31 protein-coding genes are annotated in these 26,488 nt (G+C 68.6%); 6 read left to right on the forward strand and 25 right to left on the reverse strand.

Features of this window, described 5'->3' with window-relative positions:
• Positions 1-246: 246 nt before the first annotated feature.
• The 6 genes from ACZ45O_RS11025 to nth form a co-directional block, all read right to left on the reverse strand.
• The gene (locus ACZ45O_RS11025; RefSeq protein ID WP_464852962.1) at positions 247-927 is read right to left on the reverse strand and encodes a helix-turn-helix domain-containing protein; all 681 of its coding nucleotides are present in this window, start codon (positions 925-927) and stop codon (positions 247-249) included.
• A 178-nt stretch (positions 928-1,105) separates the two neighbouring features.
• The gene (locus ACZ45O_RS11030; RefSeq protein ID WP_464852964.1) at positions 1,106-2,386 is read right to left on the reverse strand and encodes a homocysteine synthase; all 1,281 of its coding nucleotides are present in this window, start codon (positions 2,384-2,386) and stop codon (positions 1,106-1,108) included.
• Positions 2,387-2,532: 146 nt separating this feature from the next.
• Positions 2,533-2,982, reverse strand: coding sequence for a YaaR family protein (locus ACZ45O_RS11035; protein ID WP_464852966.1), 450 nt, complete (start codon positions 2,980-2,982; stop codon positions 2,533-2,535).
• A gap of 13 nt (positions 2,983-2,995) precedes the next feature.
• Entirely contained in the window at positions 2,996-3,439 is a 444-nt protein-coding gene (locus ACZ45O_RS11040) for a peroxiredoxin family protein (RefSeq protein WP_464852968.1), read from the reverse strand.
• A gap of 71 nt (positions 3,440-3,510) precedes the next feature.
• Complete coding sequence (locus tag ACZ45O_RS11045; protein ID WP_464852969.1) at positions 3,511-4,590, reverse strand: homoserine O-acetyltransferase family protein; 1,080 nt, start codon at positions 4,588-4,590, stop codon at positions 3,511-3,513.
• A 134-nt stretch (positions 4,591-4,724) separates the two neighbouring features.
• Entirely contained in the window at positions 4,725-5,441 is a 717-nt protein-coding gene (gene nth, locus ACZ45O_RS11050) for an endonuclease III (RefSeq protein WP_464852971.1), read from the reverse strand.
• Positions 5,442-5,552: 111 nt separating this feature from the next.
• Between nth and ACZ45O_RS11055 the strand changes: the two genes are divergently transcribed.
• Complete coding sequence (locus ACZ45O_RS11055) at positions 5,553-6,311, forward strand: HEAT repeat domain-containing protein (protein WP_464852973.1); 759 nt, start codon at positions 5,553-5,555, stop codon at positions 6,309-6,311.
• Here the strand turns inward: ACZ45O_RS11055 and ACZ45O_RS11060 are convergent.
• Positions 6,259-6,624 carry a hypothetical protein gene (locus ACZ45O_RS11060; protein WP_464852975.1) on the reverse strand — a complete coding sequence of 122 codons (366 nt, stop codon included), beginning with the start codon at positions 6,622-6,624 and terminating at the stop codon, positions 6,259-6,261. The genes ACZ45O_RS11055 and ACZ45O_RS11060 overlap by 53 nt on opposite strands.
• Positions 6,625-6,721: 97 nt before the next feature.
• On the opposite strand from ACZ45O_RS11060, the gene ACZ45O_RS11065 reads away from it, so the two are divergent.
• Positions 6,722-8,014 carry a glutamate-1-semialdehyde 2,1-aminomutase gene (locus ACZ45O_RS11065; RefSeq protein ID WP_464852976.1) on the forward strand — a complete coding sequence of 431 codons (1,293 nt, stop codon included), beginning with the start codon at positions 6,722-6,724 and terminating at the stop codon, positions 8,012-8,014.
• Positions 8,015-8,080: 66 nt separating this feature from the next.
• On the opposite strand, the gene ACZ45O_RS11070 is transcribed toward ACZ45O_RS11065, so the two are convergent.
• The 7 genes from ACZ45O_RS11070 to ACZ45O_RS11100 all read right to left on the reverse strand — a co-directional run bounded on the left by ACZ45O_RS11070 (position 8,081) and on the right by ACZ45O_RS11100 (position 13,452).
• Entirely contained in the window at positions 8,081-8,773 is a 693-nt protein-coding gene (locus tag ACZ45O_RS11070; protein WP_464852978.1) for a Yip1 family protein, read from the reverse strand.
• Positions 8,774-8,793: 20 nt separating this feature from the next.
• Positions 8,794-9,720 carry a signal peptide peptidase SppA gene (gene sppA, locus ACZ45O_RS11075; RefSeq protein WP_464852980.1) on the reverse strand — a complete coding sequence of 309 codons (927 nt, stop codon included), beginning with the start codon at positions 9,718-9,720 and terminating at the stop codon, positions 8,794-8,796.
• A 41-nt stretch (positions 9,721-9,761) separates the two neighbouring features.
• A complete protein-coding gene (locus ACZ45O_RS11080) occupies positions 9,762-10,940 on the reverse strand; it encodes a bactofilin family protein (protein ID WP_464852982.1) in 1,179 nt (392 codons plus the stop codon).
• 15 nt (positions 10,941-10,955) lie between these two features.
• Positions 10,956-11,498: an anti-sigma factor family protein gene (locus ACZ45O_RS11085; RefSeq protein ID WP_464852984.1), complete on the reverse strand. Its 543-nt coding sequence runs from the start codon at positions 11,496-11,498 to the stop codon at positions 10,956-10,958.
• Positions 11,495-12,043 carry an RNA polymerase sigma factor gene (locus tag ACZ45O_RS11090; RefSeq protein ID WP_464852986.1) on the reverse strand — a complete coding sequence of 183 codons (549 nt, stop codon included), beginning with the start codon at positions 12,041-12,043 and terminating at the stop codon, positions 11,495-11,497. Before ACZ45O_RS11090 ends, ACZ45O_RS11085 begins: the two co-directional genes overlap by 4 nt.
• Before the next feature lie 121 nt (positions 12,044-12,164).
• Entirely contained in the window at positions 12,165-12,539 is a 375-nt protein-coding gene (locus tag ACZ45O_RS11095) for a MazG nucleotide pyrophosphohydrolase domain-containing protein (protein ID WP_464852987.1), read from the reverse strand.
• A 67-nt stretch (positions 12,540-12,606) separates the two neighbouring features.
• Positions 12,607-13,452 carry an alpha/beta hydrolase gene (locus ACZ45O_RS11100; protein WP_464852988.1) on the reverse strand — a complete coding sequence of 282 codons (846 nt, stop codon included), beginning with the start codon at positions 13,450-13,452 and terminating at the stop codon, positions 12,607-12,609.
• 128 nt (positions 13,453-13,580) lie between these two features.
• Here ACZ45O_RS11100 and ACZ45O_RS11105 point away from each other — a divergent pair, with 128 nt between their 5' ends.
• Complete coding sequence (locus ACZ45O_RS11105; protein WP_464852989.1) at positions 13,581-14,795, forward strand: MFS transporter; 1,215 nt, start codon at positions 13,581-13,583, stop codon at positions 14,793-14,795.
• Here ACZ45O_RS11105 and ACZ45O_RS11110 read toward each other — a convergent pair.
• The 11 genes from ACZ45O_RS11110 to ACZ45O_RS11160 all read right to left on the reverse strand — a co-directional run bounded on the left by ACZ45O_RS11110 (position 14,792) and on the right by ACZ45O_RS11160 (position 22,416).
• Positions 14,792-15,712 (reverse strand): Gfo/Idh/MocA family protein, encoded by a 921-nt coding sequence (locus ACZ45O_RS11110; RefSeq protein ID WP_464852990.1) that lies wholly within the window; start codon positions 15,710-15,712, stop codon positions 14,792-14,794. The genes ACZ45O_RS11105 and ACZ45O_RS11110 overlap by 4 nt on opposite strands.
• A 61-nt stretch (positions 15,713-15,773) precedes the next feature.
• Entirely contained in the window at positions 15,774-16,199 is a 426-nt protein-coding gene (locus tag ACZ45O_RS11115; protein WP_464852992.1) for a spore coat protein, read from the reverse strand.
• A gap of 12 nt (positions 16,200-16,211) precedes the next feature.
• Complete coding sequence (locus ACZ45O_RS11120) at positions 16,212-16,481, reverse strand: hypothetical protein (RefSeq protein ID WP_464852993.1); 270 nt, start codon at positions 16,479-16,481, stop codon at positions 16,212-16,214.
• 97 nt (positions 16,482-16,578) lie between these two features.
• Positions 16,579-16,854, reverse strand: a complete 276-nt coding sequence (locus ACZ45O_RS11125; protein WP_464852994.1) for a hypothetical protein — start codon at positions 16,852-16,854, stop codon at positions 16,579-16,581.
• Between the two features lie 2 nt (positions 16,855-16,856).
• Positions 16,857-17,213 (reverse strand): hypothetical protein, encoded by a 357-nt coding sequence (locus ACZ45O_RS11130; protein ID WP_464852995.1) that lies wholly within the window; start codon positions 17,211-17,213, stop codon positions 16,857-16,859.
• Positions 17,214-17,266: 53 nt separating this feature from the next.
• Positions 17,267-18,142 carry an SPFH domain-containing protein gene (locus ACZ45O_RS11135; protein WP_464857724.1) on the reverse strand — a complete coding sequence of 292 codons (876 nt, stop codon included), beginning with the start codon at positions 18,140-18,142 and terminating at the stop codon, positions 17,267-17,269.
• A 56-nt stretch (positions 18,143-18,198) separates the two neighbouring features.
• The gene (locus ACZ45O_RS11140; protein ID WP_464852997.1) at positions 18,199-18,879 is read right to left on the reverse strand and encodes a Crp/Fnr family transcriptional regulator; all 681 of its coding nucleotides are present in this window, start codon (positions 18,877-18,879) and stop codon (positions 18,199-18,201) included.
• Between the two features lie 153 nt (positions 18,880-19,032).
• The gene (locus tag ACZ45O_RS11145; protein WP_464852999.1) at positions 19,033-20,319 is read right to left on the reverse strand and encodes a Glu/Leu/Phe/Val family dehydrogenase; all 1,287 of its coding nucleotides are present in this window, start codon (positions 20,317-20,319) and stop codon (positions 19,033-19,035) included.
• A 161-nt stretch (positions 20,320-20,480) separates the two neighbouring features.
• Positions 20,481-20,693 carry a hypothetical protein gene (locus ACZ45O_RS11150; protein WP_464853001.1) on the reverse strand — a complete coding sequence of 71 codons (213 nt, stop codon included), beginning with the start codon at positions 20,691-20,693 and terminating at the stop codon, positions 20,481-20,483.
• A 488-nt stretch (positions 20,694-21,181) separates the two neighbouring features.
• Complete coding sequence (locus ACZ45O_RS11155; protein ID WP_464853002.1) at positions 21,182-22,000, reverse strand: nucleotidyltransferase domain-containing protein; 819 nt, start codon at positions 21,998-22,000, stop codon at positions 21,182-21,184.
• Positions 22,001-22,236: 236 nt separating this feature from the next.
• A complete protein-coding gene (locus tag ACZ45O_RS11160; RefSeq protein ID WP_464853003.1) occupies positions 22,237-22,416 on the reverse strand; it encodes a hypothetical protein in 180 nt (59 codons plus the stop codon).
• Positions 22,417-22,685: 269 nt separating this feature from the next.
• On the opposite strand from ACZ45O_RS11160, the gene ACZ45O_RS11165 reads away from it, so the two are divergent.
• The 3 genes from ACZ45O_RS11165 to ACZ45O_RS11175 are packed head-to-tail and all read left to right on the forward strand — an operon-like array spanning position 22,686 to position 26,475.
• A complete protein-coding gene (locus tag ACZ45O_RS11165) occupies positions 22,686-23,198 on the forward strand; it encodes a PadR family transcriptional regulator (RefSeq protein ID WP_464848255.1) in 513 nt (170 codons plus the stop codon).
• Positions 23,195-23,896 (forward strand): ABC transporter ATP-binding protein, encoded by a 702-nt coding sequence (locus ACZ45O_RS11170; RefSeq protein WP_464846616.1) that lies wholly within the window; start codon positions 23,195-23,197, stop codon positions 23,894-23,896. The genes ACZ45O_RS11165 and ACZ45O_RS11170 overlap by 4 nt, the downstream gene beginning before the upstream one ends.
• Entirely contained in the window at positions 23,896-26,475 is a 2,580-nt protein-coding gene (locus ACZ45O_RS11175; protein ID WP_464853005.1) for an ABC transporter permease, read from the forward strand. Before ACZ45O_RS11170 ends, ACZ45O_RS11175 begins: the two co-directional genes overlap by 1 nt.
• Positions 26,476-26,488 lie beyond the last annotated feature (13 nt).

Below are 26,488 nucleotides of genomic sequence, written 5' to 3' on the forward strand. Positions count from 1 at the left end.
AAAAAACCGGTACCGCGTACCGGGAGCCCGACTGGTTACTGATACCATGCTGCGGAAAGGGGAGAGTAGAATGCGCCGGATCCTCATCAGCCTGTTCGTGATGGCCAGCATGCTCGCCATCGCGGCCACCGCTTTGGCCGAGCCGCGCAGCGGCGGTCCTTCCTCCTTCTAGTCGCAGACTGAACCGGGATAATCAGCCGCTCCAACATAATCAGCGGGCCCGTCCTCGTCAAACGAGGACGGGCCTCACTCTTGCTGCCCCTGTGAGGCGCCCCGGATGAGCAGCACCAGCTCTTCCGGCGTGATCTGCGCCTCCGCGGCCATCGAGATGGCCTCCGCATACTGAATCATCTGGGCCGGCGAGATGTCCACCGGCGCCGTCTCCATCCGGCCCCGGGCGTAGAACGAGAGCGGGATGCCGGTGATGGAGACCATCTGGCTCAGCACCATCGGCCCCACCTCGCAGTGCCGGTCCATGATGTCATTCAGGGCCCGCACGGAGAGGCCGAGCTGATACGCCACCACCGGCCGGGTGAAGGTCTCGGGAAACTGCTGGCACAGGAAGTCCACCACCCGGGCGAAGCGCTGCTCCACCGTCTCCAGCTCGATCTGCCGCCGCTCCGCGTCGGAGAGCTGCTCGTAGTAGCGGGCAAACCGCTGGCCCACCGTCCAGGCCTGACCGCCGATCAGCAGGGAGGCCCGGTCATCGTACGGCGGCGCGTGCACCTCCCCCAGGATGAACGCGATGCTCACCCCCAGAGCCTTGGCCAGGCGACCCAGGGCATCGATGGTCGGGTTGGCCTTGGCCCCCTTCTCCAGTTGTGAGATGTACCCGACCGCGAGGCCGCTTTTCTCGCTCACCTGCTGAAGAATCAACCCCTGCTGGTTGCGTGCCCAGGCCAGCCTCTCACCCATGGAACTGTGCATGGTCGCCCCCCCTTCGCCACACACGCTCGCCACATCGGGAGTTTGGGACCTTCATTTTACCAGCCCGTGAGATTCCCAGTCAACCGTTTACAGATTATTTTGCGTTCACATACAGAGACGACGGGAGGGGCGTGCCGGTTTCACACCGGCACCCTTCCCCTCCCGTTCAGACCGCTGTCTAGGCGGTCGCCCGCTCCAGCGCCCGGGCCACATCCGCGATGATGTCGTCGACGTGCTCCGTGCCCACCGAGAGCCGCACCATCTCAGGCGTGACGCCGGCCGCCCGCCGCTCCTCGTCCGTGAGCTGCTCGTGGGTCGTGGAGGCCGGGTGAATCGCCAGCGACTTGGAATCGCCCACGTTGGCCAGGTGAGAGAAGAGCCTGAGCGACTCGATGAATCGCCGCCCGGCCTCCAGGCCGCCGCGGATGCCAAAGGCGAGGATGGCCCCCTGCCCGCGGGGCAGGTACCGCCTGGCCAGCTCGTAGTAAGGGCTCGACTCCAGCCCGGGGTAGGTCACCCACTCCACCTGCGGGTGCGCCTCCAGGAACCGGGCCACCGCCAGGGCGTTCTCCGAGTGGCGCTCCATGCGCAGGTGCAGGGTCTCCAGCCCCTGCAGGAACAGGAAGGCGTTGAACGGCGACAGCGCACCGCCCAGGTCCCGCAGCAGGCTGACCCTCGCCCGCAGGATGTAGGCCTGCTCGCCCAGGTCGGCATAACGCAGGCCGTGGTAGGCCGGGTCGGGCTCCGTGAACAGGGGGTGCTTCCCGGCGCTCCAGTCGAACCGGCCGCTGTCGACGATGACGCCGCCGATCGCCGTGCCGTGGCCACCGATGAACTTGGTGGCCGAGTGGATCACGATGTCCGCGCCGTGCTCGATGGGCCGGCACAGGTACGGCGATGCGAAGGTATTGTCGACGATCAGCGGCAGCCCGTTCTCGTGGGCGACGGCGGCAATCGCCGCGATGTCCGGCACGTCGCACCGCGGGTTCCCGATGGTCTCGATGTAGAGGGCCCGCGTGCGGTCGGTGATGGCCCTCCGGAAGTTCTCCGGGTCGGAGGGCTCCACGAACTTCACCGTAATGCCCATGCGGGGCAGGTTGTGGGCGAACAGGGCATACGTTCCCCCGTACAGGCTCGTGGCCGCGACGATCTCGTCGCCCGCCCGGGCCAGGTTGAGAATGGCGTAGAGCTCCGCATTCTGCCCCGAGGCCACCGCCAGGGCCCCCACGCCCCCCTCCAGGGCGGCTATCCGCTTCTCAAACACGTCGGTGGTCGGATTCATGATGCGGGTATAAATGTTGCCCGGCTCCTGCAGGCTGAACAGCCGGGCGGCATGCCCGGTGTCCCGGAACACGTAGGAGGTCGTCATGTAGAGCGGGACCGCCCGCGCCCCCGTCGGATCCACCTCATGACCGGCATGAATGGCCAGGGTCTCCAGCCGGTACCCCTGTTCTGCCAACGCCACCACTCCCCCATTTCCCGTAGTCGTGATGGCTGTATCCTAGCACGGCCCGCCCGGGGGATTCCAGCAACTGTACTCCTCAATGCGTACAGTTGCTACCAAACTGTCAGGGCCCCTCCCCCGAAGGGAAGGGGCCCGCATCCCTACATCCGCACATCCAGGAGCATGCCCCGGATCTCGTCGACGGCGGCCAGGATGGCCAGCCGGTCCTGCTCCTGCTCTAGCACCAGGCGGGCGAGCTCCTCCAGCCGCTGGTCCACCCGCTGGATGGTGATCATCGTCCGCTGCTCCCAGGCGTAGGAGTCCCACTCCAGGTTCTGCCGGACCTCCATCATGTGGTGGGTCAGGTCGCGGAAGAGCCGGCCGATGGCCTCCCGGTACAGGCGCAGGTCGTGCTGGCTCAGCGACTCCGTCAGCCGGCGGCCCAGTTCGTCGATCTCTGCCAGCGCGCGGTCGATCCGCTCGTTGAAGTGCAGGGCGTGGGTGCGCGCCAGCTGCTCCCGGAAAGGCACCCGGGTCGCGGGCACGGCCCGCTCGCCGTTTCCCGTGGTCGCAATGCGGGTCAGGCCGGTGGTCAGCCGTACCCTGTCCATCGGCATCCCCCTTTCAGGCCTGCTCCTCCAGCGCGTCCACGGCGGCCAGGATCTCCTCGGTGGAGGGCATCCCCTGCTGCGCCCAGCGGACCACGCCGCTCCGGTCCACCAGGAAGACCGTCCGCTGAATGCCTCCGCTGGGCTTCAGCGCGCCGTAGGCCGTCGCCACCCGCTTCCCCTCATCCACGCAGATCGGGAAGTTGAACTGGTTCTTCTCCGCCCACCGCTGGTGCGAGGCCAGGCTGCCGGGGTTCACGGCCACCACCTGAACGTCGCGGGCGGCGTACCGGTCGAGTGCGTCGCGCGCGGCCGCAAGCTGCCGGTTGCAGCCCGGGGTGTTGTCCCTCGGGTAGAAGATGATGAGCGCGCGCTTCAGACCCCGCAGCGCAGAGAGCGTAAACGGCCCCTCCGTGGACTCCAGGGTGAAATCCGGTGCCATCTCGCCGGGTTGAATCATCGGCGCCTTCACTCCCGTTCCCTTTTGAACGGCTATTCGCCCGCAGCCTGCCTCATTCCTCCAACGGGGGCTCAGTGCCGCACCGGATGGCCGAGGAAGGCGGCAATGGGTTCGGCCAGACGGTGGGCCTCCAGCAGCGCCGCGCGGTGCCCGGCCAGGGAGTCCAGCACGCGGACCTCTGCGCGGCCGCCGTAGGCGCGGACCAGGTCCGCAAACTCGTGGCTGCCCGAGGGCGGAAACAGGATGTCGCTGGAGACGGGGATCAGGAGCAGCTCCGCGGCAATCTTCTGCACCGCCACGTGCAGGTCCCGGTTGCCGTGGGCGATGTTGTGCAGGAGGGCCATGCGGGCGGTCGCAGCGAAGTGCTCGGGGTCGAGGATCGCCGCGAGCCGCTCAGCCTCGGCCTCCACCTCGGCCTGAAAGGCATAGCGCCCCTCGGGGCCCATCCAGGGATGCGGCGAGGCCGGCGCCGTGCGCCTCCCCCAGACGACGTCCAGCCAGTCGTTGGAGGAGGAGAGCGTCAGAAACAGCCGCAGGGCGTGCAGCAGCCCCCCGGCCGGGTCGCTGCGGATGGCGTCGATGGCCGCCTGGCAGACTGCCAGCGCAAAGAGCGGGCTCGCCTGGTGACCGCTGGCCACCGCGATCACCTGCCGCACCCGCCGGGGGTAGGTCACGGCCCATTCCAGGGCCTGAAAGCCCCCCGTCGACGGGCCTGCCACGCAGGCCAGCCGCTCGATGCCCAGCGAGGCCAGGAGCTGCCGCTGCAGCCTGACGTTGTCGCGCACCGTGATCTGCGGAAACGCCTCGCCGTAGCGGGCGCCCGTCGCCGGATCCACCGTCCGGGGACCCGTGGTCTCCGCGCTGGCGTCCCTCACGTTGGGGCTGCACAGGGTGTCGGCCGCCACCACGAAGTACTGATCGGTATCAAACGCCTTGCCGGGCCCGACCAGCGGCTCCCACCATCCGGGGCGGGGATCGGCCGGGCTGCTGGCCGCGTGGCTGCTCTCCGCCAGGGGGTGGCAGAGCAGCACCGCGTTGTCCCGCTGAGCGTTGAGCCGCCCGTAGGTCTCGTAGCCCACGGCGGCCGAAATGGTCTCCCCCACCTCCAGCTTCAACTGGTCGGTGAAGAAGAGCTGTTTGGTGTTGGTCACGCGCTTTGTCGCCTCCTGAGCGCGCAGGAAGGGAACGCAGGCATGCCCCCTACTGCGCCGGTCCTCAGGATTTCGTCGAACACAAGCGGATTCTCCTGTCGGAACGCCTCGGGGAATGCTGGAATCCGGCCCGGTCACCGGTCGGCCGCACGCCGGGCCGTCTCCGCCGACTTCGCACGCCGCCCCGCCGGCCTCGTTCCCCGCCCGGCGGGCTTGTCGCCCTGCTGCCCGAACTTGCAGTGGGGCAGCAGCGGGCACTGGCTGCACTGGGGATTGCGGGCGTGGCACACCTGGCGGCCGTGGTGAATGAGCCAGTGGTGGGCCGGCGACCAGAGTTCCCGCGGGATGCGCGCCATCAGCTGCCGCTCGGTCTCCTCCGGCGTCTTGGCGTCCGCCAGCCCGAGCCGGTTGGCCACGCGGAGCACGTGGGTGTCCACCGCGATCGCCGGGATCCCGAAAGCGTTGGAGAGCACCACGTTGGCCGTCTTGCGGCCGACGCCGGGCAGCTGGGTCAGCTCCTCCATCGTCGACGGCACCTGACCGCCGTGCTTCTCCAGCAGCATGCGGCTGAGCCCCTGAATGCTCCTGGCCTTGCTGCGCCACAGCCCGCAGTCGCGGATCATCTCGCCGATCTCCTCCACCGACAACTCGGCGAAGTGCTCGGGCCGGTTGTAGCGCGGGAAGATGCGCGCGGTGACGATGTTGACCCGGGCATCGGTGCACTGGGCCGAGAGCACGGTCGCGACCAGGAGCTCGAACGCATTGCTGTGGTTCAGCGCGCACTTGGCGTCGGGGTACATCTCCTGCAGCTTCTCCAGGATCGCCTCGGTTTCCACGGGCCTGGGTGCCATACTGTCACTCCTGTCTCGGTCTCATCGGTTTCGACGGCGCACGCGTTCCGCGGCGCCGCCGGGCGACGTCGAAAACAAAGGAACGCCAATGTTCCCAAAGGGGGTCGGGTGATGAACGCCTCGGTGGCACAGATCCGCGCCGGGCTGGCGTCGCCGGACGGACCGGAGCGGCTGCAGGCCGCCCGGCAGTTGGAGGCCTGGCTCGCGGCCCGGTTGGAGGCAGGCGGGAGCGACTGGACCCCGGTGGTCGGGGCCCTGCTGCCCCACATGGTCGCGGGGCTGGGCGACGCCGAGAAGGGGGTGCAGGTGCACTGCGCCGAATGCCTGCAATTCCTCGCCTACCAGTCGGAGGCGGTGATTCCGGCGCTCAGGGCGGCGCTCACGCCGCCGGGTCAGCGGCGCGCCTGGGGGGCCGCCTTCGTGTTGGCCCGGCTCGGCCTCTGGTCGGAGAAGGTGGGCGAGGCCCTGGCATCGGCCATGGGCGCCCCGGACCGGGACATCCGGTGGGCGGCCGCCGGCTTCGCCCTGGCCCTGGGCCGGTCGCACCCCGAATGCGTGCAAATGGTGAAGCGGGCCTTGCATGCGCCCGAGCCCCGCGCCCGCAAGATGGCCGCGTACTGCCTCGGCGCCATGGGAGAGTACGCCGACGTGGCCGAGGCGCTGGCCGGCCGCCTGGCGGATCCCGATCGGGATGTCCGCCGGGCCGCCATCCTCGCCCTGAACCGGCTGCCCCGCGTGGACGCCGGGGTGCAGCAGGCCGTCGCCAGGCTGCGGCACGATCCGGACAAGTTCGTGCGCCGGGCAGCCGACGCCGTGGTCAGTCGCTGGAGCCGAGCATACCGGCCACCAGATCCGCAAACGACCGGGTGAGCTGCGACTTGGTCACCACCCGGGCGCCGGCGGCCTCGGCGGCCCGCCGCGCCTCCACAGCCACGTGGGGTCCGAAGGCCAGGACGGGGATGCCCCGCTGCCGGGCGGCCCGGATGGCAGAGAGGGCCGCCGCGCCGGCCTCCAGGTCGATGATCGCCAGGCCGGCGCCCGGGTCAGGCGCCGCCTCCCCGGCCGCGCCCTCCCCGCCCGCACTCAGGTCCACCACCAACGGCGTGTGTCCGAGCTCGCGCAAAGCGCGCTCCAGCCGCTCCGCGAAGAAGAGATCCGCCGCCACCGCGTAGACGGTTGCCATGTACCGTTCCCCCTCGATGAACCTTACGTTATTTGGTCGCCGGAGGCCTGCCAGGCGGCGCGCCGGCGGAAGAAGCCATTACCCAGGAGGATGCCCGATGACAGCAAGGTATGAACAGTCCGCGGCCCTGTACGAACGAGCCCTGGCCCGCATCGTCGGCGGCGTGAACTCGCCCGCCCGGTCCTTCAAGTCGGTGGGCGGAGGACCGCCGGTCTTCATGATGCGCGGACAGGGCCCTTACCTGTATGATGCGGACGGAAACCGGTACATCGACTACATCGGGGCGTTCGGGGCGGGGATGTTCGGCCACGGCCACCCCGAGATCGCCGCAGCCATCGCCCGGGCCGCGGAGAGGGGCACCATCTACGGCACCCCCAACCCCTGGGAGGTCGAACTGGCGGAGCGGATTCACGCGGCGCTCCCCTCCATGGAGCGGGTCCGCTTCGTCACCACGGGCACCGAGGCCGTCATGTCGGCCGTGCGGGTCGCCCGCGCCTTCACGGGGCGGCCGAAGATCATCAAGATGGAGGGCTGCTACCACGGCCACTCCGACTTCGCCCTGATCGCCGCCGGCTCCGGCCCGTCACAGCTGGGCACCCCCGATTCCGCCGGGGTCACCGAGGGGGTCGCGCGGGACGTCATCACCGTTCCCTACAACGACCTCAGGAGCCTGGAAGAGGCCCTGGACGCCTGGGGGCCGCAGGTGGCGGCGGTGCTGTTGGAGCCCATCGTCGGCAACTTCGGCGTGGCGCACCCCCGGCCGGGCTACCTGGACGGGGTCAGGCGGCTGGCGCACCAGCACGGCGCCCTGCTGATCTTCGACGAGATCATCACCGGCTTCCGGGTGGCCTACGGCGGCGCGCAGACCCTGCTGGGGGTCGAGCCCGACCTGACCACCCTGGGCAAGATCATCGGCGGCGGCCTGCCACTGGCGGCCTACGGCGGCCGGGCGGAGATCATGGACTGGGTGGCCCCCCTGGGGCCCGCCTACCAGGCCGGCACCCTCGCCGGCAACCCGCTCTCCATGCAGGCGGCCCTGGCCGCCCTGGAGGTGCTGGCCCGCCCCGGCGTCTACGAGCAGCTGGAGGCCGACGCGGCCTACCTGGCCGACGGGCTGGTCGCCTCGGCCCGCAGGCACGGCCACGCGGTGCAGCTGGGCCGCGCCGGCTCCATGTTCACCCTCTTTTTCTGCGATGAGCCCGTGGTCGACTACAGGACGGCCCAGCGGTCGGACCCCGAGAGGTTCGCCGCCATGTTCCGGGGGCTGCTGGACCGGGGCATCGCGCTGGCCCCGAGCCGGTTCGAGGCCTGGATGCTCTCGGTGCAGCACACCCGGGCCGACCTGGAGGAGACGCTTCAGATCGCAGATGAGGTCTTTGCGGAGATGTAAATGGCATGGCAGAAGAGGCAGCGACCCGCTCGCTGCCTCTTCTTCTTTCCGGTCACAAGGGCCGGGCTAGGGCATCGGGATCTGGCTCGCCATGCTGATGATGGCGATGAACAAGCCCACGCCCACGAGCACCGCCATCGCAATGCCCACGCCCACGGGGATCAGGAAGACCACGATGGCCCGCCCGGTCTCCACGCGCAGGGCGGCCCGAATGGCCAGCACCGTCAGGATCAGCATCCAGACCCAGAACACGAGCCCCACGAAGGACGCCAGCCAGGGCAGGCCGAGCCGGCTCAGCATGAGGTTCACCGGAGCCTGGAGCAGGGCCGGCAGTCCGGCAAACCCCAGAGTGGCCAGCATCGCCCGGCCGTCGCGCTCGGCACCCATCAACTCGCCGATCAGCCCGTAGATCGCGGCCCGGGCAAACCACCACAGTACGCTGCCCACGATCCCGAAAATGGCGCCGAACACCGCGGCCGACCCCATCACCGCGCTGACCGCATCGACGAGCTCCGGGGGGATTTCGGCAAGGAACAGGTCGGGATCCAGCACCATGGCGTCCCGCGTGATGGCCAGCCCCAGGATGCCGGTGAAGACCGCAAGCCCGGTCACCAGCAGCGCGGCAGGCCCCACGGGCCGCTCGTCGGCGATCCTGGCCATCGCCTTGCCCGGCGCGATGAAAACGTCCAGAATCAGGTCCCATACCGAGGTCCGGCCGTTCTGCGAGGGCCGGTCGTTCTGCACAAACTGGTCCGTCATATGCTTACCCTCCACCAGCGTTAACGTACACTTACCGCCCCCGGCTCAAGCGCGTACAGGCCGCTGGGCAGCCCCAGGGAAGCCGGCGGCGTGAACACCCGGCCCAACAGGCCGCCGAACGGCCAAGCCGACCTGTTCATCTCCCGCACGCCGGGCTCCCCGGGCAGCCCGGCCAGCTCGGCGGCCACCTCAATCGCCCGCTTCAGGTCGCCCAGCTCATCCACAAGCCCCAGCGCCAGGGCCTTCCGGCCGGTCAGGATCCGCCCGTCGGCAACCTCCAGCACCTCGGCCCGCGTCATACCGCGGCCCTCCGCCACCACCTGGACGAACGCCTCGAAGGTCTCCTCGACCAGCTGCTGCAGGAGGACCCCCTCCGCATCCGTCATTTCCCGGGCTGGGTTGCCGATGTCCTTGTAGGGCCCGCTCGTGAAAGTGTACGTCTTGACGCCGATCTTCTCGTAAGTCTCCGTCAGATTCGTAACCTGGTAAATAACCCCGATGGAGCCGGTCAGCGTATCAGGGCTGGCGATGATCCGGTCAGCCCCGGCCGAGATCCAGTACCCGCCCGAGGCGGCGGCCTCGCCCATCGAGACCACGACCGGCTTCCCGGCCGCCTGCACCCGCCTGATGGCCTCTGCGATCTCCCAGGAGGCAACCACGCTCCCGCCCGGGCTGTTGACCCGGAGGACGACGGCCTTCAGCGTCGGGTCCTCCGCCGCCCTGTCCAGGTGCTTCACGATGGTCTCCGAACCCGCACCGGAGCCGCTGAACAGGCTGCCGCTGCCCTCACCCGACACAATGGCCCCTTCTACACGCACCACGGCCACCTGCCCGCCCGCAGTCCCCTTCGACCTGCCGGCGTCCCGGTTCGGTCCCTGCCAAAAGGCCACGGCGAGCGACAGCACCGTGATGGCGATGATCACGCCGGCCGCAATCCAACGCTTCATAGTGTTTATTCACTCCTTCTGATTGGTGTGCAAGCCTCCGCCTAGTCTTCTCTCGCGATGCGCTTTATCCACGGACCCATGGTCAGGCCCAGGCCGCCGAGGGCCAGGCTGACCGAGAGGAACGAGCCCACATACCGCACGTAGGGAAGGCGGGTGAGCAGGGTGAGGCAGACCAGCCCCAGCAGGAAGGCCCCCAACCGGGGGACCCGCCCGTCGCCCCGCACCCGGGCCAGAATCCCGTAGCCCAGCCAGCCGGCAACGAAGATCTGCCCCAGGTAGATGGCCGCCGTATACAGCGGCAGCAGGACCATGAGCGCGGCGGGGATTCCGCCCACGGTGAGCATCAACACCAACGCCAGCAGCGGGATGCCGGCCAGCAGCCCCACGCCGGCGCCCAGGGTGGCCCAGAAGTGGCCGGTGAGCCGGCGGTGGAACGAGCTCAGGAGCCCCGGCGCCAGCCACGTGACCAGCAGTCCGACCGCTGCAAAGCCGGCCAGCCGCCCCAGCGCAAAGCCATCCATGCTCAGCCGGGGGCGCACCTCCGCCTGCGACGGCGTGAAGCGCACCTCGCCGACGCTCGCCCCGTCGTCGATGACCGGCGGCTCGGCGCCCGTGGCCACGACGTCCCCGCGCACCACGGCGCCCGGGAGCACCCGGGCCTTCTCGTAAGCATGGATGCTGAGGTCGCCCCCCACCTCACCCGCGACCGTGAAGGTGGTGGCCGCGGCGAACAGGCTCCGGCGGACCGTGCCGCTCAGCTCCGCGTGGCCGCTCAGGGCAATCCACGTCGTCCCGATCTCCGCCCCCGGGCTCAGGACCGCCCGCTGACTCACCGTGAGGGCGCTGCGGCCGACCCGGCCCTCGATGACCACCGAGTCCAGGGACAGCACGCGCACGTCTCCCAGGACCTGACCCGAGATCCGCACACGCTCGCTGATGCCGATCACGTCGCCCTCCACCGTGCCGGTAATCACCGCCTCGGGGCCCAGGAGGATGAGGTCGCCGGCCAGGGTGCCGTGCACCGCCACCTCCTGGTCCGTGGTGACGATCAGGTCATCCTCCAGCGTCTCGCCCGCCGGGATGATGACCGGTTCCGGGCCCGCGGCGATGGGAGGTCGGCCCGCCCCGGGCCGACCGGCGGAGGCGGCCGCCCAGGCGCCCGACGCAGCGACGGCGAGCAAGGCCGCGGTCAGTACAACCAGGATTCTCCATCGGCGCATACCATTCACCTGCCTTCAGTGGTGGAAAGGAGACAGCCCGCGCCGGCGCTGCCACAGATTGAGGAGGATGATGACCAGGCCGGCCGCCAGCAGGGGGACGAGGATATCAAGCTGCGACTCCGGGGGCGACCAGAGAAGCGAACGGGCCCACCGGAAGAGGCGGCTGGTGAGCTGGGGCGCCCAGTGGCCGGCGCTCATCCACCCTCCCAGAGGTAAGCCCTGCAGCCACGGGAGCACCGCCCCCTGCAGCCCGGCCGCGGCCGCGAGGCCCAGGCCCACCAGGCCCGAAGCCAGCCCCCAGGCCCCGCGCCGGCCGCCGCTGACCTGGGCGGCCAGCCGATCCGGCAGGTCCGCGGCCATCAGGACGTCCGCCTCCTCCCGCGTCAGTGCGAGGGCGGCCTCCAGGCGCAGGTCCTCCAGATCGAGCGCGCCCAGGCGGGCCTGACAGGTCGGGCAGCCCTGCACATGGCTGCGCACCGCCTCGGCCTCTGCTGCCTCCAGGAGCCCCATGCGGAAGAAGTCCAGCGTCATGTCGTCCCAGCAGCCCTTTCCGTTCACGTGGCCACCTCCTGTTCCACCAGACGTTTCCGGAGGAGCCGCTTGGCACGGTACAGGTGCGTGCCGACAGTTCCCACCGGGATGTTCAGGGCCTCGCTGATCTCCTGGTACGAAAGCTGGTTGAAGTAGTGCAGGGTTACGGTGGTTCGGTAGGGCTCGGGCAGCTCGGCCACCGCCTGCCGCACGGCGGCCCGGTCGTGCGCCGCGAGCACCTGGCCGGGCGGCGGGGGGTCAGAATCCGGCAGGTCGGCCAGCACCGCGTCTTCAACGGGGGTGGGACGCTTCTGCCTGGCCTGCAGGTGGTCGCGGCAGAGGTTGGCGGCGATGCGCAGGAGCCAGGGGCGGAAGGGCTGGGTGACGTCGAATCCGGCCAGCGAACGGTAGGCCCGGAGGAAGGCTTCGCTGGTGAGGTCCAGCGCGTCTTCCCGCCTGCCCGTCATCCGCAGGCAGAATCCGTAGACGCCGTTCTGGTGCAGCCGGACCAGCGCACCGAAGGCTTCGGCATCGCCGCCCTGGGCCCGCCGGATCCACTCCCGTTCGGTCACCCCGCTCCCCCCTTCCACTCTTATCTACCGGCGTCAACGCGCTTTTCTTTCACCGTACCGAACAATTTTATATATACAACAAGAAGCCGCCCCGACTGCCCCGGGCAGGGAGCGGCTCGTCCTATTTTTGGTTCGCATTGTGATTCGCAGGTGGCGGCGCTGTCCACTGGCGCTGGACGTTCTTCGCCATCTTGGTCTTGTACGCCGCCTCCAGGTCGATCCCCGCGTTGTTGGCCAGCTTAAATATGTAGGCGAGGCAGTCGGCCAACTCGAAGCCCAGGTCCTGCCGGTATTCGGCCAGGGCGGCCTCCCAGGCGGCAGCCTCCCCCAGCTCGGGCTCCAGCAGGCTCTGCCGCCAGAAGATGTTGCGCAGCTCGTTGGCCACCTCGCCCACCTCACCGGCCAGCAGGACCATGTTCAGCTTCAGATCAGGGCCCCAACCTTTCTGCTCGTCCAGCCACCGGTGGAAGGCCTGGAAATCGGAAATCGTACGCATCGCATTCGGGAACATGGTTGGCCTCCTCTTCGGTGGTTCTGCAAAGCTTATCGGACGGCCGCCCCGGTCAGCCGGCCGCCGGCGCCAGCCCGTGCTCACTCAGCCAGGCCAGAATCTCCGCAAAAACCTCCTCGTAGCCCGGGTCGTTGAAGATCTCGTGATACTTCTCCGGGTACAGCCGGAACCGCTTGTCCGCGTGCCCGATGCGGTCGAACACTGCCCGGGTGGCGTCCGGGTCCACCAGCTGGTCCGCGCCGGCCACCAGGAAGAGCGCCGGCAGCCCGTCGGGGAAGGTGACGGTGGTGCGGCACTCTGCTGCCGCGCGGGTGCACTCCACGAACCAGCGGGGCGTGGCCGTCTGGCAGCGGAGGGGATCCTGCCTGTCCAGCGCGATGCGCTCAGTGTTCCGGGTGCAGACCTCAGGCGGAATGCCGGACTTCACCTGCAGCCGCGGGGCGATGACGGCCAGGAGCGGCGCCAGGGCCTGCTCCACCCGGCTCACCTTCGCCCGGCTCAGGAACCAGGGCGACGAGAGCACGAGGGCCGAGATCGTATCGGGGTGAACCGCCGCATACCGGTAGGCGATGAGCCCGCCCATGGAGTGGCCGATCATCACCGGCCGGCCGTGGGCCCCGGCCGCCAGCTTCACGAACTCCGCCAGGTCCACCAGGTAGTCGGCGAACCGGTCCACATGCATCCGGGTGCCCTCAGAGCGGCCGTGCCCCCGGTGGTCCATCGCCCAGACGGCGAAGCCCCGGGACGCGAACCACGACGCGACGTGCTCGTACCGCCCGGCGTGCTCCCCCGCGCCGTGTACCAGCACCAGGCTGCCCTCTGCACGCTCGGGCTCCCAGCAGCGCCAGTGGAGCTTCAGGCCGCCGAGGCCCGACAGGGTGCCGCTTCTCTCCCTCATGGCTTCTCCTCCGTTCGGCTCTGTATGGAACCAAAATTCGTTAACCTGTCGCACATTTCCTCTTGGCAGGGATTCTCTGACAGCGGAACGAATCTTTGAGACAATAGCGAACGGAGGCGAGCACGGCGATGACACAACTGAGACTGAACTGGAAGAATACCTTCATCATCGGACTCGGCTTCTTCGGTGTGGGTTTGGTCTGGCCTCTTTACAATGCGTACATGCCCATTCTCTACTCCAAGTTCATCGAGTCCAAGACCGTCATCGGTTACCTCATGACCATCGACAACTGGCTCGCGCTCACCCTCACGCCGCTGATCGGCTTCCTCAGCGACCGCACGCGCACCCGCTTCGGGCGCCGGATTCCTTACCTGCTGGTCTTCGCCCCCCTCTCCGCCCTCTTCCTCATGCTGATCCCCGTCGGGTGGGAGACCAGCCTCTGGCTCCTGCTCGGGGCGGCCATCATGATGAACCTCGCCATGGCCTCGTGGCGCTCGCCGATCGTGGCGCTCATGCCCGACGTCACCCCGCCGCCCCTGCGCTCCAAGGCCAACGGCATCATCAACTTCATGGGCGGCCTGGCCTACATCGTGGCCATGTTCGGCGGGGCGATCCTCTACCGCATCTACCCCGGCCTGCCCTTCGTCGGCTCGGCCCTGCTCCTGCTGGTGATCACGGCAATCTTCTACTTCTGGATCCGCGAGCCCGAGCACAGCACGGAGAAGTCCGAACGGTTCCAGTTGGCCTTCATCAAGGACCGCAGTGCCATCTTCATGCTCCTGGCCATCTTCTGCTGGTTTGTGGCTTACAACTCCCTGGAAACCTGGGTGACCACCTACGGGCGGGACTTCCTCGGCCTGCACGAGGCCGACGTCGCCAAGCAGCTCACCTTCTCGGGCGGCGCATTCCTCCTGTTCGCCATCCCGTCGGGCTTCCTGGCCGACGGTTTCAGCCGCTTCAAGGGGCTCGGCCGGAAGCGGACCATCATCGGCGGCCTCCTCATGATGATCCTGGCCTTCTTCCTGCTGGACATGCAGTCTGACCTCACTTCGGTCTGGTACCTGTTCGCCTTCGTCGGCTTCGCCTGGGCGTGGGTGAACATCAACTCCTACCCGATGATCACCCAGATGGCCGGGCCCGGGCAGATCGGCGCCTACACCGGCATGTACTACCTGTTCTCCTCGCTGGCGAACATCGCCGGGCCGCCCCTATTCGGCTGGGTCTTCGACAACTTCGGCTACCGCTTCTTCTTCCCGCTGGGCATCCTCTTCATGGCCCTGGCCGTCCTGTGCATGCTCATGGTGACCAAGGGGGAGAAGGACTCCCGGCCGGCGGCGGCTTAGGCGCCCGCGAGGATCTCCTCCGCCAGCCGCTGCGTGGCCAGGGCCTCGGCCGCAGAGGTCTCGGGTGCGCGCCCCTCCCGCAGGCAGGCGAGGAAGTGTTCCAGCTCGGGCGCGATGCCCCGCTTCTCCAGGGTCGAGGTCCACGAGCCGAAGAGCGGCTCCACCCGCTCGCGGCCGTCCTCCCGCACGATGACCCGCTCCATCTCCTCCACGATCACCGTCAGCCCGCCCCCCTGCAGCTCGACCCGCTCGGTCACGGCACCGGCGCTGAAGCACTGGGCCAGCTGCACCAGGGTGCCGGACGCCGACTCCATCTGCGCGGCCACCAGCCCGGTGCGGGCGCAGACCGTGCGCAGCTGCAGGTCGCCGGCGAAGAAGCGGGCGAGGTCGATGATGTGGATCACGTCATCGGTCACGTAATGGCGGAGCGGCCATTTCGCGCCGCCGCCGGTGCGGTGCTTCTGGACCAGGATGTACTCGATCTTCTTCCCCGCCTCGGCAAACAGGGCCTTCGCCCTGCGGTAGGCGGGGGCGTAGCGGCGGTTGAAGCCGACCATCAGCAGCCGGCCCGTGCGGCCGGCTGCTTCCGCGATCGCCTCCGCCTCGGGCAGCGTCTGGGCGAGCGGCTTCTCCATGAACACGTCGATGCCGGCCGTGAGCAGCGCCACCGCCTGTTCCCTGTGCGCCGCCGTGGCGCTGAGCAGGTACGCCGCACGGGGCCGCACGGCCAGGACCTCCTCGAAGGTGCGGGCGCGGAGGCGCAGCCGGTACTGGGCGGCCAGTTCGTCCACTTTCCGCCCGGTGCGGCTGGCCAGGCCGATGATCTCCACCTCCGGGTGGCTGGTGAGCACCGGCAGATGGGCCTTGCGGGCGATGTTTCCCAGCCCGACCACGGCCAGGGTGATGGGAGCCTGCATGAAATCCCTCCTCAAAAACCGGCGGCGGAGATCACTCCGCCGCCGTCGTGCTTCCGGTCCGCTACTGGCTGGTCTGCGCTCCGCCCGTCTGACCGCCCATCTGCGCGATCTGCGGGCTCGGGGGGAACGGGAACTGCGTCTGGTACTGCACGAACTGCTGGAACGTGTGCTGCACCATCTGCGCGTCGGCCACGGGCAGCTTGTACCAGCCTTTCTTGAACATGAGGTTGAAAATCTGCCGCTGCATCTGGTAGCTGGCGTCGCAGTTCTGCTTGATCACGTCGAAGAGCGCGTCGTGGCTGGCCTCGATGAGGGCCATGTTGTACCCGCTGGTCAGGTACTTCTCCTGTGCCAGCAGATCCTGCAGGCGGTCGCGGTCGTTCATGGACGCGTCCTTCACCTTCGGCAGGTTGGTCTGCGCCTGGTGCGTCATGATCAGGTGGCCGCCCTGCATCTTGAACTGGGGCTGAATCCCCTGCTGCTGCATGGCTCACCCTCCTCACATGACGGTGGTCGGGTTCTGAGCACCCGACACGGTGATCTGCGTGGCCTGGTTCACGTGCTCCTGAAGGTGCATGAGCAGCCGCTCCAGATTGCGCTGGTGCTGCTCGGCGATCTGGAACATCGCCTGCCGGCACTCCGCGTCCTGGGTCTCGTTGGCGTAGTGATAGGCCTTCTTGGCCGCCAGCAACTCCCAGGACATCATGTCCTTCATGTACGCCAGGTCTTTCTCGGTGAGCGGCGTCATTCCGCCTGTCTGATACTGCACTCTGGCCATCCTCCTCTCGACAGGGCGCGTACATATGTTGCCCCTGTGCCGGGAGGTGCATGCCGCGGCGGCCACACCGCAACCTGCTGATAATTCCCTAGATGCCAAGGTAATGGTTGGCCAGCCAGCCGATGCCAAGCAGGATCACAATGGCCAGCAGTTCCACGCCGGCGCGCTCCCCCAGTTCCAGCCGGTCCCTGCTGCGATCGCGCCCGCGCATGATGGCCAGGGTCGGCCCGATGGTCAGCACGCTCAGCATGTAGGTCACCGTAATCGGCCACTTCAGGAGGAGCGCGGCGACGACGCCGATCGCCACCGAGCCCAGAAAACTCCAGCCGACGATGGCCAGGGTCTCGTGCAGAATTGGGTTCATGATCAAGCCTCCAGGTCAACCCCGAGTCGTCTGAGGGCGGCCTTGCCCGCCGGGGTGAGCGCCAGCCCGTCCGGCGTGCGCGCCAGCCAGCCCGCCTCCAGCAGGTGCCGGTGCAGGAGGAAGCCCAGGTGGGCGCCGATGTGCCCCCCGCACATCGCCACGGGCTTGCGGCGACCCGCCGTCAGCGGGGAGAGGTCCAGGCCGAGCTCTGCAAGGCCCGTCCAGCCCTGCGGCGTCACTCCCGGGGCAGGCTCCCCCGTCACCCAGCCCAGCTCCAGCAGCCGCCGGGCCAGCCGCTCGCCCAGGAGACCGCCGAGATGATCATAACATGAGGATGCGATCGCGGGGCCTTCGTTCAAACCAAGCTCACCTCGCGCCTTAGTGTGGCCCGTTTGATGTGTGCGCGCAGGCTCTACCTGCCCATCGGCAGGGTCGGCTGGGCCGCGCGGTCGCTGGTGAGCACGACCAGCAGATTGGCGACGAGGTCGGCCTTGCGCTCCGGGGTCAGTTCCACCTTCTGCTGCTGGTCCAGCATGTCCAGCGCCATCTCCACCATGGAGACCGCACCCTCCACGATCTTCTGCCGGGCTGCGATGATCGCCGCCGCCTGCTGCCTCTGCAGCATCGCCCCTGCGATCTCGGGGCTGTAGGCCAGGTGCGAGATGCGGGCCTCGATGACCTCGATGCCGGCCATATCCAGCCGCTCCTGCAGCTCCTTTTGCAGGGCCAGGGCGACCTCCTCGGCCGAACCTCGCAGCGAGGGTTCCCCCTCGTTCTGGCCGTCGTCGTACGGATACTGGCTGGCCAGGTGGCGAATGGCCGTCTCTGACTGCACCTCGACAAAGGCGTTGTAATCCTCAACGCTGAAGATCGCCTTCGCCGTGTCGACCACCCGCCAGACCACCACGGCGGCGATCTCGATGGGGTTGCCGTTGGCATCGTTCACCTTCAGCTGGGGCGAGGTGAAGTTGTGCACCCGCAGGCTGATCTGCTTCTTGGAGGCCAGCGGGTTGACGAAGTACCACCCGTCCGACTTCACCGTGCCCAGGTAGCGGCCGAAGAGGATCAGCACCCGCGCCTGGTTGGGCTGCACGACGAAGAGGCCGTTCAACAAGATCAGGGATGCGACAAAGAGAACCGACCCGGTAACCAGAAGAAACGGCGACGGCTCTTCCCAGACATCAAGGGGAAGCCCCGCTACGAAGAGCCAGATGGAAAGCCCCATCAGCACCAGTGCGATCATCAGACCCAGCCAGCCCGGCAGCGCGCGCACGCTGCGCTCCGGGATGGCGGTTACAGGTTCATGCTGACGCTCTGCCAATCCCGATACCCCCTTTCAGTTCTTCACGCATCCGCCACACGGCGCAGCCGGTCCAGGTCGAGGAGACGCACGGTGCGGCTGCCCACCTGCTCCACCAGCCCCTGCTGCACCAGGGCCTTCAGGCGGCGGCTCAGGCTCTCCGGCGTCGTGCCCAGCTGCACGGCGAGCTCCGCCCAGGGCACCGGCAGTTGCAACTCCACCATGTCCTCCGCCTCCGGCCCGGCCAGCCGCAGGAGCTCGGCGGCGAGCCGCTGGCCCACGTCCCGCAGGCCCAGGTCGCCGATCAGCCGCTCGGCCTCGGCCAGTCGCCAGGCCAGGGCCTCGACGACGGCCACCGCCACGGCGGGGTGGTTCCGCAAAATCGCCTGCACGCCCTCACGGGCGATCATGCAGGCGTGGGTCTCCTCCATGGCAATCAGGTCGCCTTCGTGGTGCGCCTCGGTGAAGAGCGCCATCTCGCCGAGGAACTCGCCCGGTCCGAGCTGGCGCACCACCTGCTCGCGGCCCCTGCTCGTGGTGTGCACCAGCTTCAGCCGGCCGCTGGCCACCACGATCAGGTGGGTGACCGGGTCGCCGGCGGAGACCACCAGCTCGCCCCGCTCAAAAGCGCGGTGGTGCATCGCCCTGCCCAGCTCCTCCATCCCCGCGGCCGACAGGGCCTGGAAGATCGGCACGCCTGCTGCGCAGGCCGGGATGTTCGGCACGTGCGCTCACCTTCCTCACGGTAAGTTGGCCTATCCTTTCATTCTCCACCAGATCGCCAAATCCCGTCACGGTCCGGGCAAAAAAAGCGAGGGCCGCCCCTGCGGCAGGAGGCGCCGCAGGAGCAGCCCTTTATTCTGCACCAATCCGACCGTCTACCCGGCGGCTGCCCGCCGCAGGGTGCGGGCCGGCGCCCGCAGCAGCCCCCGCATCCTGAGGGCCTCGGCGATGCGGTGGATGGCGTGCATATAGGCGGCCGTCCGGGTGTGGGCGCCGTGCCGCTCGGCCGTGGCCACCACCTGGCGGAACGAGGCCACCAGGCGCTGCTCCAGCCGGGCGGCCACCTCCTCCTCGGTCCAGTAGTACTGGTTCCGGTTCTGCACCCACTCAAAATAGGAGACGGTCACCCCGCCGGCGTTGGCCAGGATGTCGGGGATGACGAAGATCTTGCGCTGCGCCAGCACGTGGTCGCCGTCGGGCGTCGTCGGGCCGTTGGCCGCCTCGGCAATCACCCGCGCCCGCACCGACCGGGCCACCTCGCCGTCGATCTGGTTCTCCAGGGCCGCGGGCACCAGGATATCGCAGTCGGCCGTCAGCACCCCGAACTGGTCCGTGGTCCGGCTCCCCGGGAATCCCACGACGCTGCCGGTGGCCTGCTTGTAGGCGATCAGGTCGGCCACCCGGGCGCCGCCGGGACAGAGGATGCCGCCGCGGCTGTCGCTGACGGCCACCACCACGGCCCCGTGCTCCTCCAGCAGGCGCGCGGCGTGCTGCCCCGCGTTGCCGAAGCCCTGGATCGCCACCCGGGCGCCGGCCAACGGCAGGCCCAGGTACGCCATCGCCTCGCGGACGGCGATGACCGTGCCCCGGCCGGTGGCCTCGCTGCGGCCCAGCGACCCGCCCAGCGCGACCGGCTTTCCGGTGAACACGGCGGGGCAGCTGGCGCCCACGATGGTCTCGTACTCGTCGACCATCCAGCCCATGACCTGCGCGTTGGTGTTCACGTCTGGGGCGGGAATGTCCTTGTCGGGCCCCAGGAAGGGCCAGATCGCACGGACGTAGCCGCGGGAGAGCCGCTCCAGCTCACCCGGGCTGAGCTTGCGCGGGTCGACGGCGACGCCGCCCTTGCCGCCGCCGTAAGGCAGGCCCACCACGGATGTCTTGAAGGTCATCCACATGGAGAGGGCCTTCACCTCGTCGGCCGTGACCGCCGGGTGGAACCGGATGCCGCCCTTCGCCGGCCCGAGGGTGGTGAGGTGCTGGCTGCGGTACCCGGTGAAGACGCGCAGACTGCCGTCATCCATGCGCACCGGGATCTGCACCTCGACGAAATGGGCCGGCGCCTTGAGGAGCTCGTACAGCTCCTCGCTCTCACCCAACGCCACCACCGCGTTCCGAACCTGCTGCTGCGCAATAACAAACGGATTCTGAGCGCCGCCCATCTCTTCTCCCCCCATTCGTGACCTTGCTCTCTTTACGCCTTTAGGCAGTTAGTATAAGGCGGTGGGCCGGCGGGTGCCAAGACAAAAATCAGAATCAAACCGATATGGACGATGAATAAGGAGAACAAGTCCAGCCCCCGCTGCGGGGGCTGGACTTGTCATCAGGATCGGATCGCTCTCGACTTCAGGTACGTCCAGATCCCGGCCGCCAGGATGAGCAGGCCGGAGAGCACAGCGAAGACGCCGAAGCCTGAGGGCGGAAGCAGTCCGGAGGCCGCCAGGGTCAAACCGATGCCGACGAACGACAGGGTGATCATTCCCAGCCGGTCGCGGCTGCCTCCCCACACGCCCAGCAGCAGCGAGGAGCCCAGCATGCCGCCGGCAAAGGCAAACTCAACCAGACTGGCCTGCCACGCAGGCCTGACCTGTCCAGATGGTCAGGAATACAAGCTTCCAACGGTTAGGGCCAATCACAATAAACGCTCCTCTTCACGTTGAGTTAGGGCAACACAAAGAGACCCGTCCAGCTGCGGGTCTGTTTCAGTGTGCAGCGCCTACCTCAAGCGAAGAGAAGCAGTTGGCATCGCAAAGCCTCCCTGCGAGAACGTATGCAGAGACGACGTCAATTCTGCTATGGGCTACACGTATGTGCAAGGGCATATACGGCAGGCCGTCAGGCGAGCGCCCCGCAGTTGTCGCCTGACCCGGGCGGATGCCGCACCGGCTGGCAGGCCGGGGGCCGATGCCCCGGTTCTGGTGCTCCGGAGGGTGACCCACGCGCTCGCCGTTCAGTTCTGCCACCAGCGACAGCTCCCGGTCCGCCTGGGCCTCGGCGCGTATCACGAGCATGGTCGTAATCCCCTCAGCGGATCTCGGTCTGCACGGTCCCGAACCCCTGCGCCAGGGCCTGAATCTCCCCATGCAGGGCGTCCAGAATCGCATAGGCCTCGGCCGCCTTTCCGTCGGCGATCAGCCGGTACGCCTCCCGCACCCGGGCCTCCATCTCGTCGGGCCGGAGCGCCAGCTCCCGTACCCGGGCCAGGGCGCCCTTTTCGTTCATCAGGTAGCGGCCGTTGAGGGCGAACAGCACCTGCACCCAGGCGCAGACCGTCCGGAAGAGCGACCCTTCGGCGTAGTGGAAGTCGCCCTTGTGGGCCGCCGTGCGGGCGCACGCCAGGGAGAACCAGGCCTCCCAGAGGAAGCGCCCCACCGTGGTCTCCCGCATGCGGGGCGGGTACGGGCCATCAGAATGGAGCAGGGACTTCAGCCGGTCCAGAGGCGCCGCGGTCGACTGCCACAGCGGCCGGCAGTAGTGCGTCTCGGCGGCGTAGATGGTGTTGACGAACCCGAAGGGATGGCCCGACTGAAAGTCGATCGTCACCTTTCCGGCCAGGCAGTCGCGAATCGTCTGCTCCACCTTCCCGATCTCCCGGAGCAGGATGTCGACCGGCACGCCGCCCACCGTAAGCCAGGCCCCGCCGTTGATCCAGGGACCCCAGGCCCCCGGCGGGTGGAGCAGCCCGGTGCGGTGGTCATCGTCCAGGGCGGTGAGGGCCTGCTCGAGCGCGGTAAGGTCGAGATCTGCTTCGTCGTAATAGATGCCGAAGTCGTAATCGGAGTGAGGGCCCGCCTCGCCACGGCTGTGGGAGCCGCCGAGCGCGATGGCCTGAACGCCCCTCACGGCAGAAAGGGCTTCGGTAACTCTGGCCTGCGGCATGGGAGTGATCGGCTCCTTCCTCGTGTACGCTGTGTCTCTTCGGCGCCGCATCCCGTGTGACCTGCCGATCCTGCAGTCACGGGGTGCGTACCTGCAGTCCTGGCAGCCGCTGTGATGTTGTGCTGGAGACCGAAGCCGCCGGCAAGGGTTCGCGGCTGAATAATGGGCCCCCGCTCCAGCGCGGAGCGGGGGTTTCGGTGTCAATCCTCAGACCGCCCGAAGAGAAAGTAGGCGATGATCGCAATCGGCCCCAGAGCCAGCACCGCGAGGGCCCAGAGACAGCCGATGTTCTTCCCGTGCCTTCGCGTGGCATCGTCCCAAATCCACAGGAAAATCAGGATGGAGGCGATCCAAAGCGCCACCACGATGAGCCCGCCCAATCCGTCACCCCCCGGTGGGCCCGGGAGCCCAGCCCAGGCCACCCATGAACACACCTGACTACGATAATGGAATAGCACAACTTAATCTGTCAAGGTTAGCTAGTCCAAAAATAGAGACACACACCGGGGGCATTCGTGCCATTCTTCAATGGAATCGTTGACCTGCCACGCCCCCGTTTACCCCGTATATACTCGTATACTATACTCGTATTGCGGGGCGATGAAAGGGGGGAACCAGCCTGGCGGTCAAACACGGCATCCTCGGCATCCTGGCCGAGCAGCCCTGCCACGGCTACGAACTGAAGACCCGGTTCGAGAGCCTGACGGGCGGACTCTGGGAGCTGAACGTGGGGCAGATCTACTCAACCCTGGACCGCATGCTGAAAGACGGCCTGGTGGAGCTGGCCGGGGCGGAAGGGGCCGATGAAGAGCGCAAGACGTACCGGATCACGGAAGCCGGGCTGGCCGAACTGGAGCGCTGGCTGGCACGCCCGCCCCTGAAGGCCCGCCCCATGCGCAACGAGATCTACGTCCGGCTCGGCCTGCTGGTGGAGAAGGACCTGCGCCGGGCCCTGGACCTCCTGGAGTCGCAGCGCCGGGTCTACCACCTGCAGATGGCGGAACTGACCCGGGCCAAGATCCAGCTGGCAAAGGAGCGGGGCCCGGAGCGCCTCCGGCAGGAGATGATGCTGGACGCGGCGCTGCTCCACGTGGAGGCGGAGCTCAAGTGGCTGGACAACTGTGAGGCCCGTCTGCGGGCGAGGGGAGGCATGGAAGCGTGACCAGAGAGATGATCCGTCTGGACCAGGTTGTCAAGGAGTTCCGGCGGGGCGGCGCCACCGTCCGGGCGGTGGACGGGGTGAGCCTCAGCGTTGCCCAGGGCGAGTTCGTGGCCGTCATGGGCAAGTCGGGCTCCGGCAAATCGACCCTGCTCCACCTCATGAGCGGGCTCCAGCAGCCCTCCTCCGGGAAGGTACACCTTCTGGGCCGCGACCTCTCCCGACTTTCGGATGACGAGCTGACCCTGCTCCGCCGGGAGCAGGTGGGCTTTGTCTTTCAGTTCTTCAACCTGCTGCCGACCCTGACCGCGCTGGAGAACGTGGCCCTGCCGCTTCTGCTGGCCAGGGTGAAGCGCAGCGCGGCCGAGGCGCGGGCCCGGGAGGCCCTGGCGACTGTCGGTCTCAGCGACCGGGAAGGCCACAAGCCCGAGGAGCTGTCAGGCGGCCAGATGCAGCGGGTGGCCCTCGCCCGGGCGCTGGTCACCGACCCGCCCCTCCTCTTCGCGGACGAACCTACCGGCAACCTGGACTCCCATTCGGGCGAGGAGGTGCTGCTCCTCCTGAAGCAGATGCAGGCGGAGCGGGGCCAGACCATCGTCATGGTGACCCACGACCCCAAGGCTGCGGCCTACGGGGACCGGCTCATCCGGATGCAGGACGGCCGGGTGATCGACGACCAGGTGACAGGGGAGGGAGCCTGATGCGCACCCCACTCGGCTCTGTGTCCCAGCCCCTCCAGATGGCCCGCCACTACCTGTGGGGCCGGAAGGGCCGCGCCTTCATGACCCTCGCGGGCATCGCGCTGGGCGTGACCATGGTGGTGGCCGTCCTCCTCCTCAACAAGGCGATCCTGGGCAGCTACGAGAACCTGCTCACCGCCGCGGCCGGGCGGGCCGACCTGCAGGTGTCGGCCACCACCGGCTTCGGCTTCGACGAGCGGCTGCTGGCCGCGGTCCGGGAGACCGCCGGCGTCGGCGCGGCGGCCCCGGTCATCTCCTCCGGCGCGCCGGTCTTCGCCGGCGATCGGCAGGCGGGGGCCACCTTCTACGGCATCGATGTGGAGCTGGACCAGAAGGTGCGGGACTACCGGCTCACCGCCGGGCGGCTGCCGGCCGCGGACGGCGAGGCCGCCGTCACCACGGACCTGGCCGAGGGCCTGGGCCTCGCCGAGGGCGACAGCTTCCGCCTCCTGACGACGCAAGGGTTGAAGGAATTCCGGGTGGTGGGCGTATTCGACGCGCGGGGCACGGTGCGCGGCGCGCTGGGCCCCTTCGGCGTGCTCACGCTGGAGGCGGCGCAGGAGGCGTTCGGCAAGGCGGGGAGGCTCGACGTCATCGACGTGATCGCGGCCCCGGGCGAATCGTTGGCCGCCCTGCGCGAGCGGCTGGCGGACGCCCTGGACCCCCAGGTGCGGGTGACCACCCCTGCGGAGCGCTCCCGCGACATGGAGAAGCTGCTGGACGCCGTCGTCTTCCTGCTCACCGTGGCCGGCTCGGTCTCGCTCTTCGCGGGCACCTTCATCATCTACACCAACGTCTCGATGAGCGTGGCCGAGCGGCGGCGCGAGCTTTCGATCCTGCGGGCCCTGGGCATGAGGCGGGGCGAGGTCATGGCCGTCGTGCTGACCGAGGCGGGTCTCCTCGGCTGCCTGGGCGCGCTCGCGGGCCTCGCCAACGGCTTCGGCATGGCCTGGGTGATGGCAGAGCAGATGACCGATCAGTTCCTGAACGCCTACGGCGTGCAGCGGGCCGCCGTCACCATGGACCCCGCCGCCCTGGCCGCGGCGCTGGCGGTCGGGATCGGGGCTGCCCTGGTTGCGGCGTTCGGCCCCGCGCGGGAGACGGTGATGGTCAGCCCCATGGAGGCGATGCGCCCGGCGGAGAGTCCCGGAATTGACCGCGCCCGGCTCGACTGGCGCCGCGGGGCCGCCGGGCTGGCGCTCATGCTGGCAGGAAGCCTGACCATCTGGCTCACCTGGCCGCAGAACGAGATGGTCTCGCCGCCGGTGCTCCGCCTCTGGGGACTGATGCTGGCGGTGCTGCTGCTCGGGGCTGTGCTCCTGTTGCCGCTCCTGCTGAACCTGCTCACCCGGGCGGTGCTTCGGCCCCTGCTCACGGGCGTGCTGGGGGTGACGGGCCGCCTGGCCGCCGACAATCTGATTCGCATGCCCCGGCGCACCGCGGCCACCGTCAGCGCGCTGATGGTCGCCCTCACCTACATGGTCGCCATGGGCGGTGTGGAGGCCAGCCAGATGGCCGCCTTCAACCGGTGGTTCGAGAAGAACATCGGGTGGGATATGAACGTCTCCAGTTCCTACTCGGGCATCGGCGCACTGGTGGAGATGGACGACGGCTTCGTGCAGCAGCTGGCGGAGGTGGAAGGCGTCCGGCTGGTCAGCCCCCAGAAGATGATGCGGGTGATCCTCAGCGACGGCGAGCAGGCCTTCATGCAGGTCTTCGACCATCGCCTGCTGCGCCAGTACTCCGAGACGCCGCTGGAGGAAGGCAGCTGGCCCGAGGCCGCGGACCTCATGGAGCAGGGAGGCCACGTGATCATCTCCCCGGCCGTCGCCGCGCGCCTGGGGCTGGACCTGGGCGACACGCTGGAGCTGCCCTCTCCCGGCGGCACGCTCACGCTCACGGTCGCCGGCATCATGACCGACATCACCCCGTACGGCGGCACGCTCAACATCGACCGGCGGGACTACCTGCGCTACTGGAACGACGCGACCAGTTCCAACGTGGCGGTGCTGGTGGAGCCGGGCCACTCGCCGGAGGCAGTCAGGCAGCGCATCCTGGACCGGTGGGGCGACACGATGCCGCTCGCCATCAGGCTGAACCACGAGTTCTGGCAGGAACTGAAGGTCTCATACGACAGCTTCTACGGGCTGAACGAGGCGCTGACCTGGATCGCCGTCCTGGTCTCGGGCCTGGCCATCGCCAACACGCTTTTCGCCGCGATTCTGGAGCGCAAGCGGGAGATCGGCGTGCTGCGGGCCGTGGGCACCCGTCGCGGCGAGGTGCTGCAGGTGGTGCTGGGCGAGGCCCTGAGCATCGGCCTGGTGGGCGGCCTGATCGGCTCTGTGGCCGGGCTCACGCTCCAGCGGGTGATGGTGGCGGCCAGCCAGTATATCAACGGCGCCGCCACCGAGTGGGTGGTGGACTGGGGCTCGCTGGCCATGGCCGCCGCGGTGGCCCTGCTGCTGGCGCCGCTGGCCGGGCTGCTGCCGGCCCGCTGGGCCGCACGGCTGGATGTGGTGGATGCGCTGCGGTACGAGTGACTTGCGACACCGC

It is taken from the genome of Symbiobacterium turbinis (assembly GCF_055383075.1).

Bases quoted from the DNA above. Each gene is read 5' to 3' on its own strand.
- ACZ45O_RS11065 (WP_464852976.1), top strand. From the start codon at position 6,722: ATGACAGCAAGGTATGAACAGTCCGCGGCCCTGTACGAACGAGCCCTG.
- ACZ45O_RS11110 (WP_464852990.1), bottom strand. From the start codon at position 15,712: ATGCAGGCTCCCATCACCCTGGCCGTGGTCGGGCTGGGAAACATCGCC.
- sppA (WP_464852980.1), bottom strand. From the start codon at position 9,720: ATGAAGCGTTGGATTGCGGCCGGCGTGATCATCGCCATCACGGTGCTG.
- ACZ45O_RS11025 (WP_464852962.1), bottom strand. From the start codon at position 927: ATGCACAGTTCCATGGGTGAGAGGCTGGCCTGGGCACGCAACCAGCAG.
- nth (WP_464852971.1), bottom strand. From the start codon at position 5,441: ATGGCACCCAGGCCCGTGGAAACCGAGGCGATCCTGGAGAAGCTGCAG.
- ACZ45O_RS11125 (WP_464852994.1), bottom strand. From the start codon at position 16,854: ATGAACCCAATTCTGCACGAGACCCTGGCCATCGTCGGCTGGAGTTTT.
- ACZ45O_RS11035 (WP_464852966.1), bottom strand. From the start codon at position 2,982: ATGGACAGGGTACGGCTGACCACCGGCCTGACCCGCATTGCGACCACG.
- ACZ45O_RS11095 (WP_464852987.1), bottom strand. From the start codon at position 12,539: ATGCGTACGATTTCCGATTTCCAGGCCTTCCACCGGTGGCTGGACGAG.
- ACZ45O_RS11060 (WP_464852975.1), bottom strand. From the start codon at position 6,624: ATGGCAACCGTCTACGCGGTGGCGGCGGATCTCTTCTTCGCGGAGCGG.
- ACZ45O_RS11080 (WP_464852982.1), bottom strand. From the start codon at position 10,940: ATGCGCCGATGGAGAATCCTGGTTGTACTGACCGCGGCCTTGCTCGCC.
- ACZ45O_RS11100 (WP_464852988.1), bottom strand. From the start codon at position 13,452: ATGAGGGAGAGAAGCGGCACCCTGTCGGGCCTCGGCGGCCTGAAGCTC.
- ACZ45O_RS11175 (WP_464853005.1), top strand. From the start codon at position 23,896: ATGCGCACCCCACTCGGCTCTGTGTCCCAGCCCCTCCAGATGGCCCGC.
- ACZ45O_RS11070 (WP_464852978.1), bottom strand. From the start codon at position 8,773: ATGACGGACCAGTTTGTGCAGAACGACCGGCCCTCGCAGAACGGCCGG.
- ACZ45O_RS11040 (WP_464852968.1), bottom strand. From the start codon at position 3,439: ATGATTCAACCCGGCGAGATGGCACCGGATTTCACCCTGGAGTCCACG.
- ACZ45O_RS11145 (WP_464852999.1), bottom strand. From the start codon at position 20,319: ATGGGCGGCGCTCAGAATCCGTTTGTTATTGCGCAGCAGCAGGTTCGG.
- ACZ45O_RS11105 (WP_464852989.1), top strand. From the start codon at position 13,581: ATGACACAACTGAGACTGAACTGGAAGAATACCTTCATCATCGGACTC.
- ACZ45O_RS11115 (WP_464852992.1), bottom strand. From the start codon at position 16,199: ATGCAGCAGCAGGGGATTCAGCCCCAGTTCAAGATGCAGGGCGGCCAC.
- ACZ45O_RS11055 (WP_464852973.1), top strand. From the start codon at position 5,553: ATGAACGCCTCGGTGGCACAGATCCGCGCCGGGCTGGCGTCGCCGGAC.
- ACZ45O_RS11150 (WP_464853001.1), bottom strand. From the start codon at position 20,693: ATGCTGGGCTCCTCGCTGCTGCTGGGCGTGTGGGGAGGCAGCCGCGAC.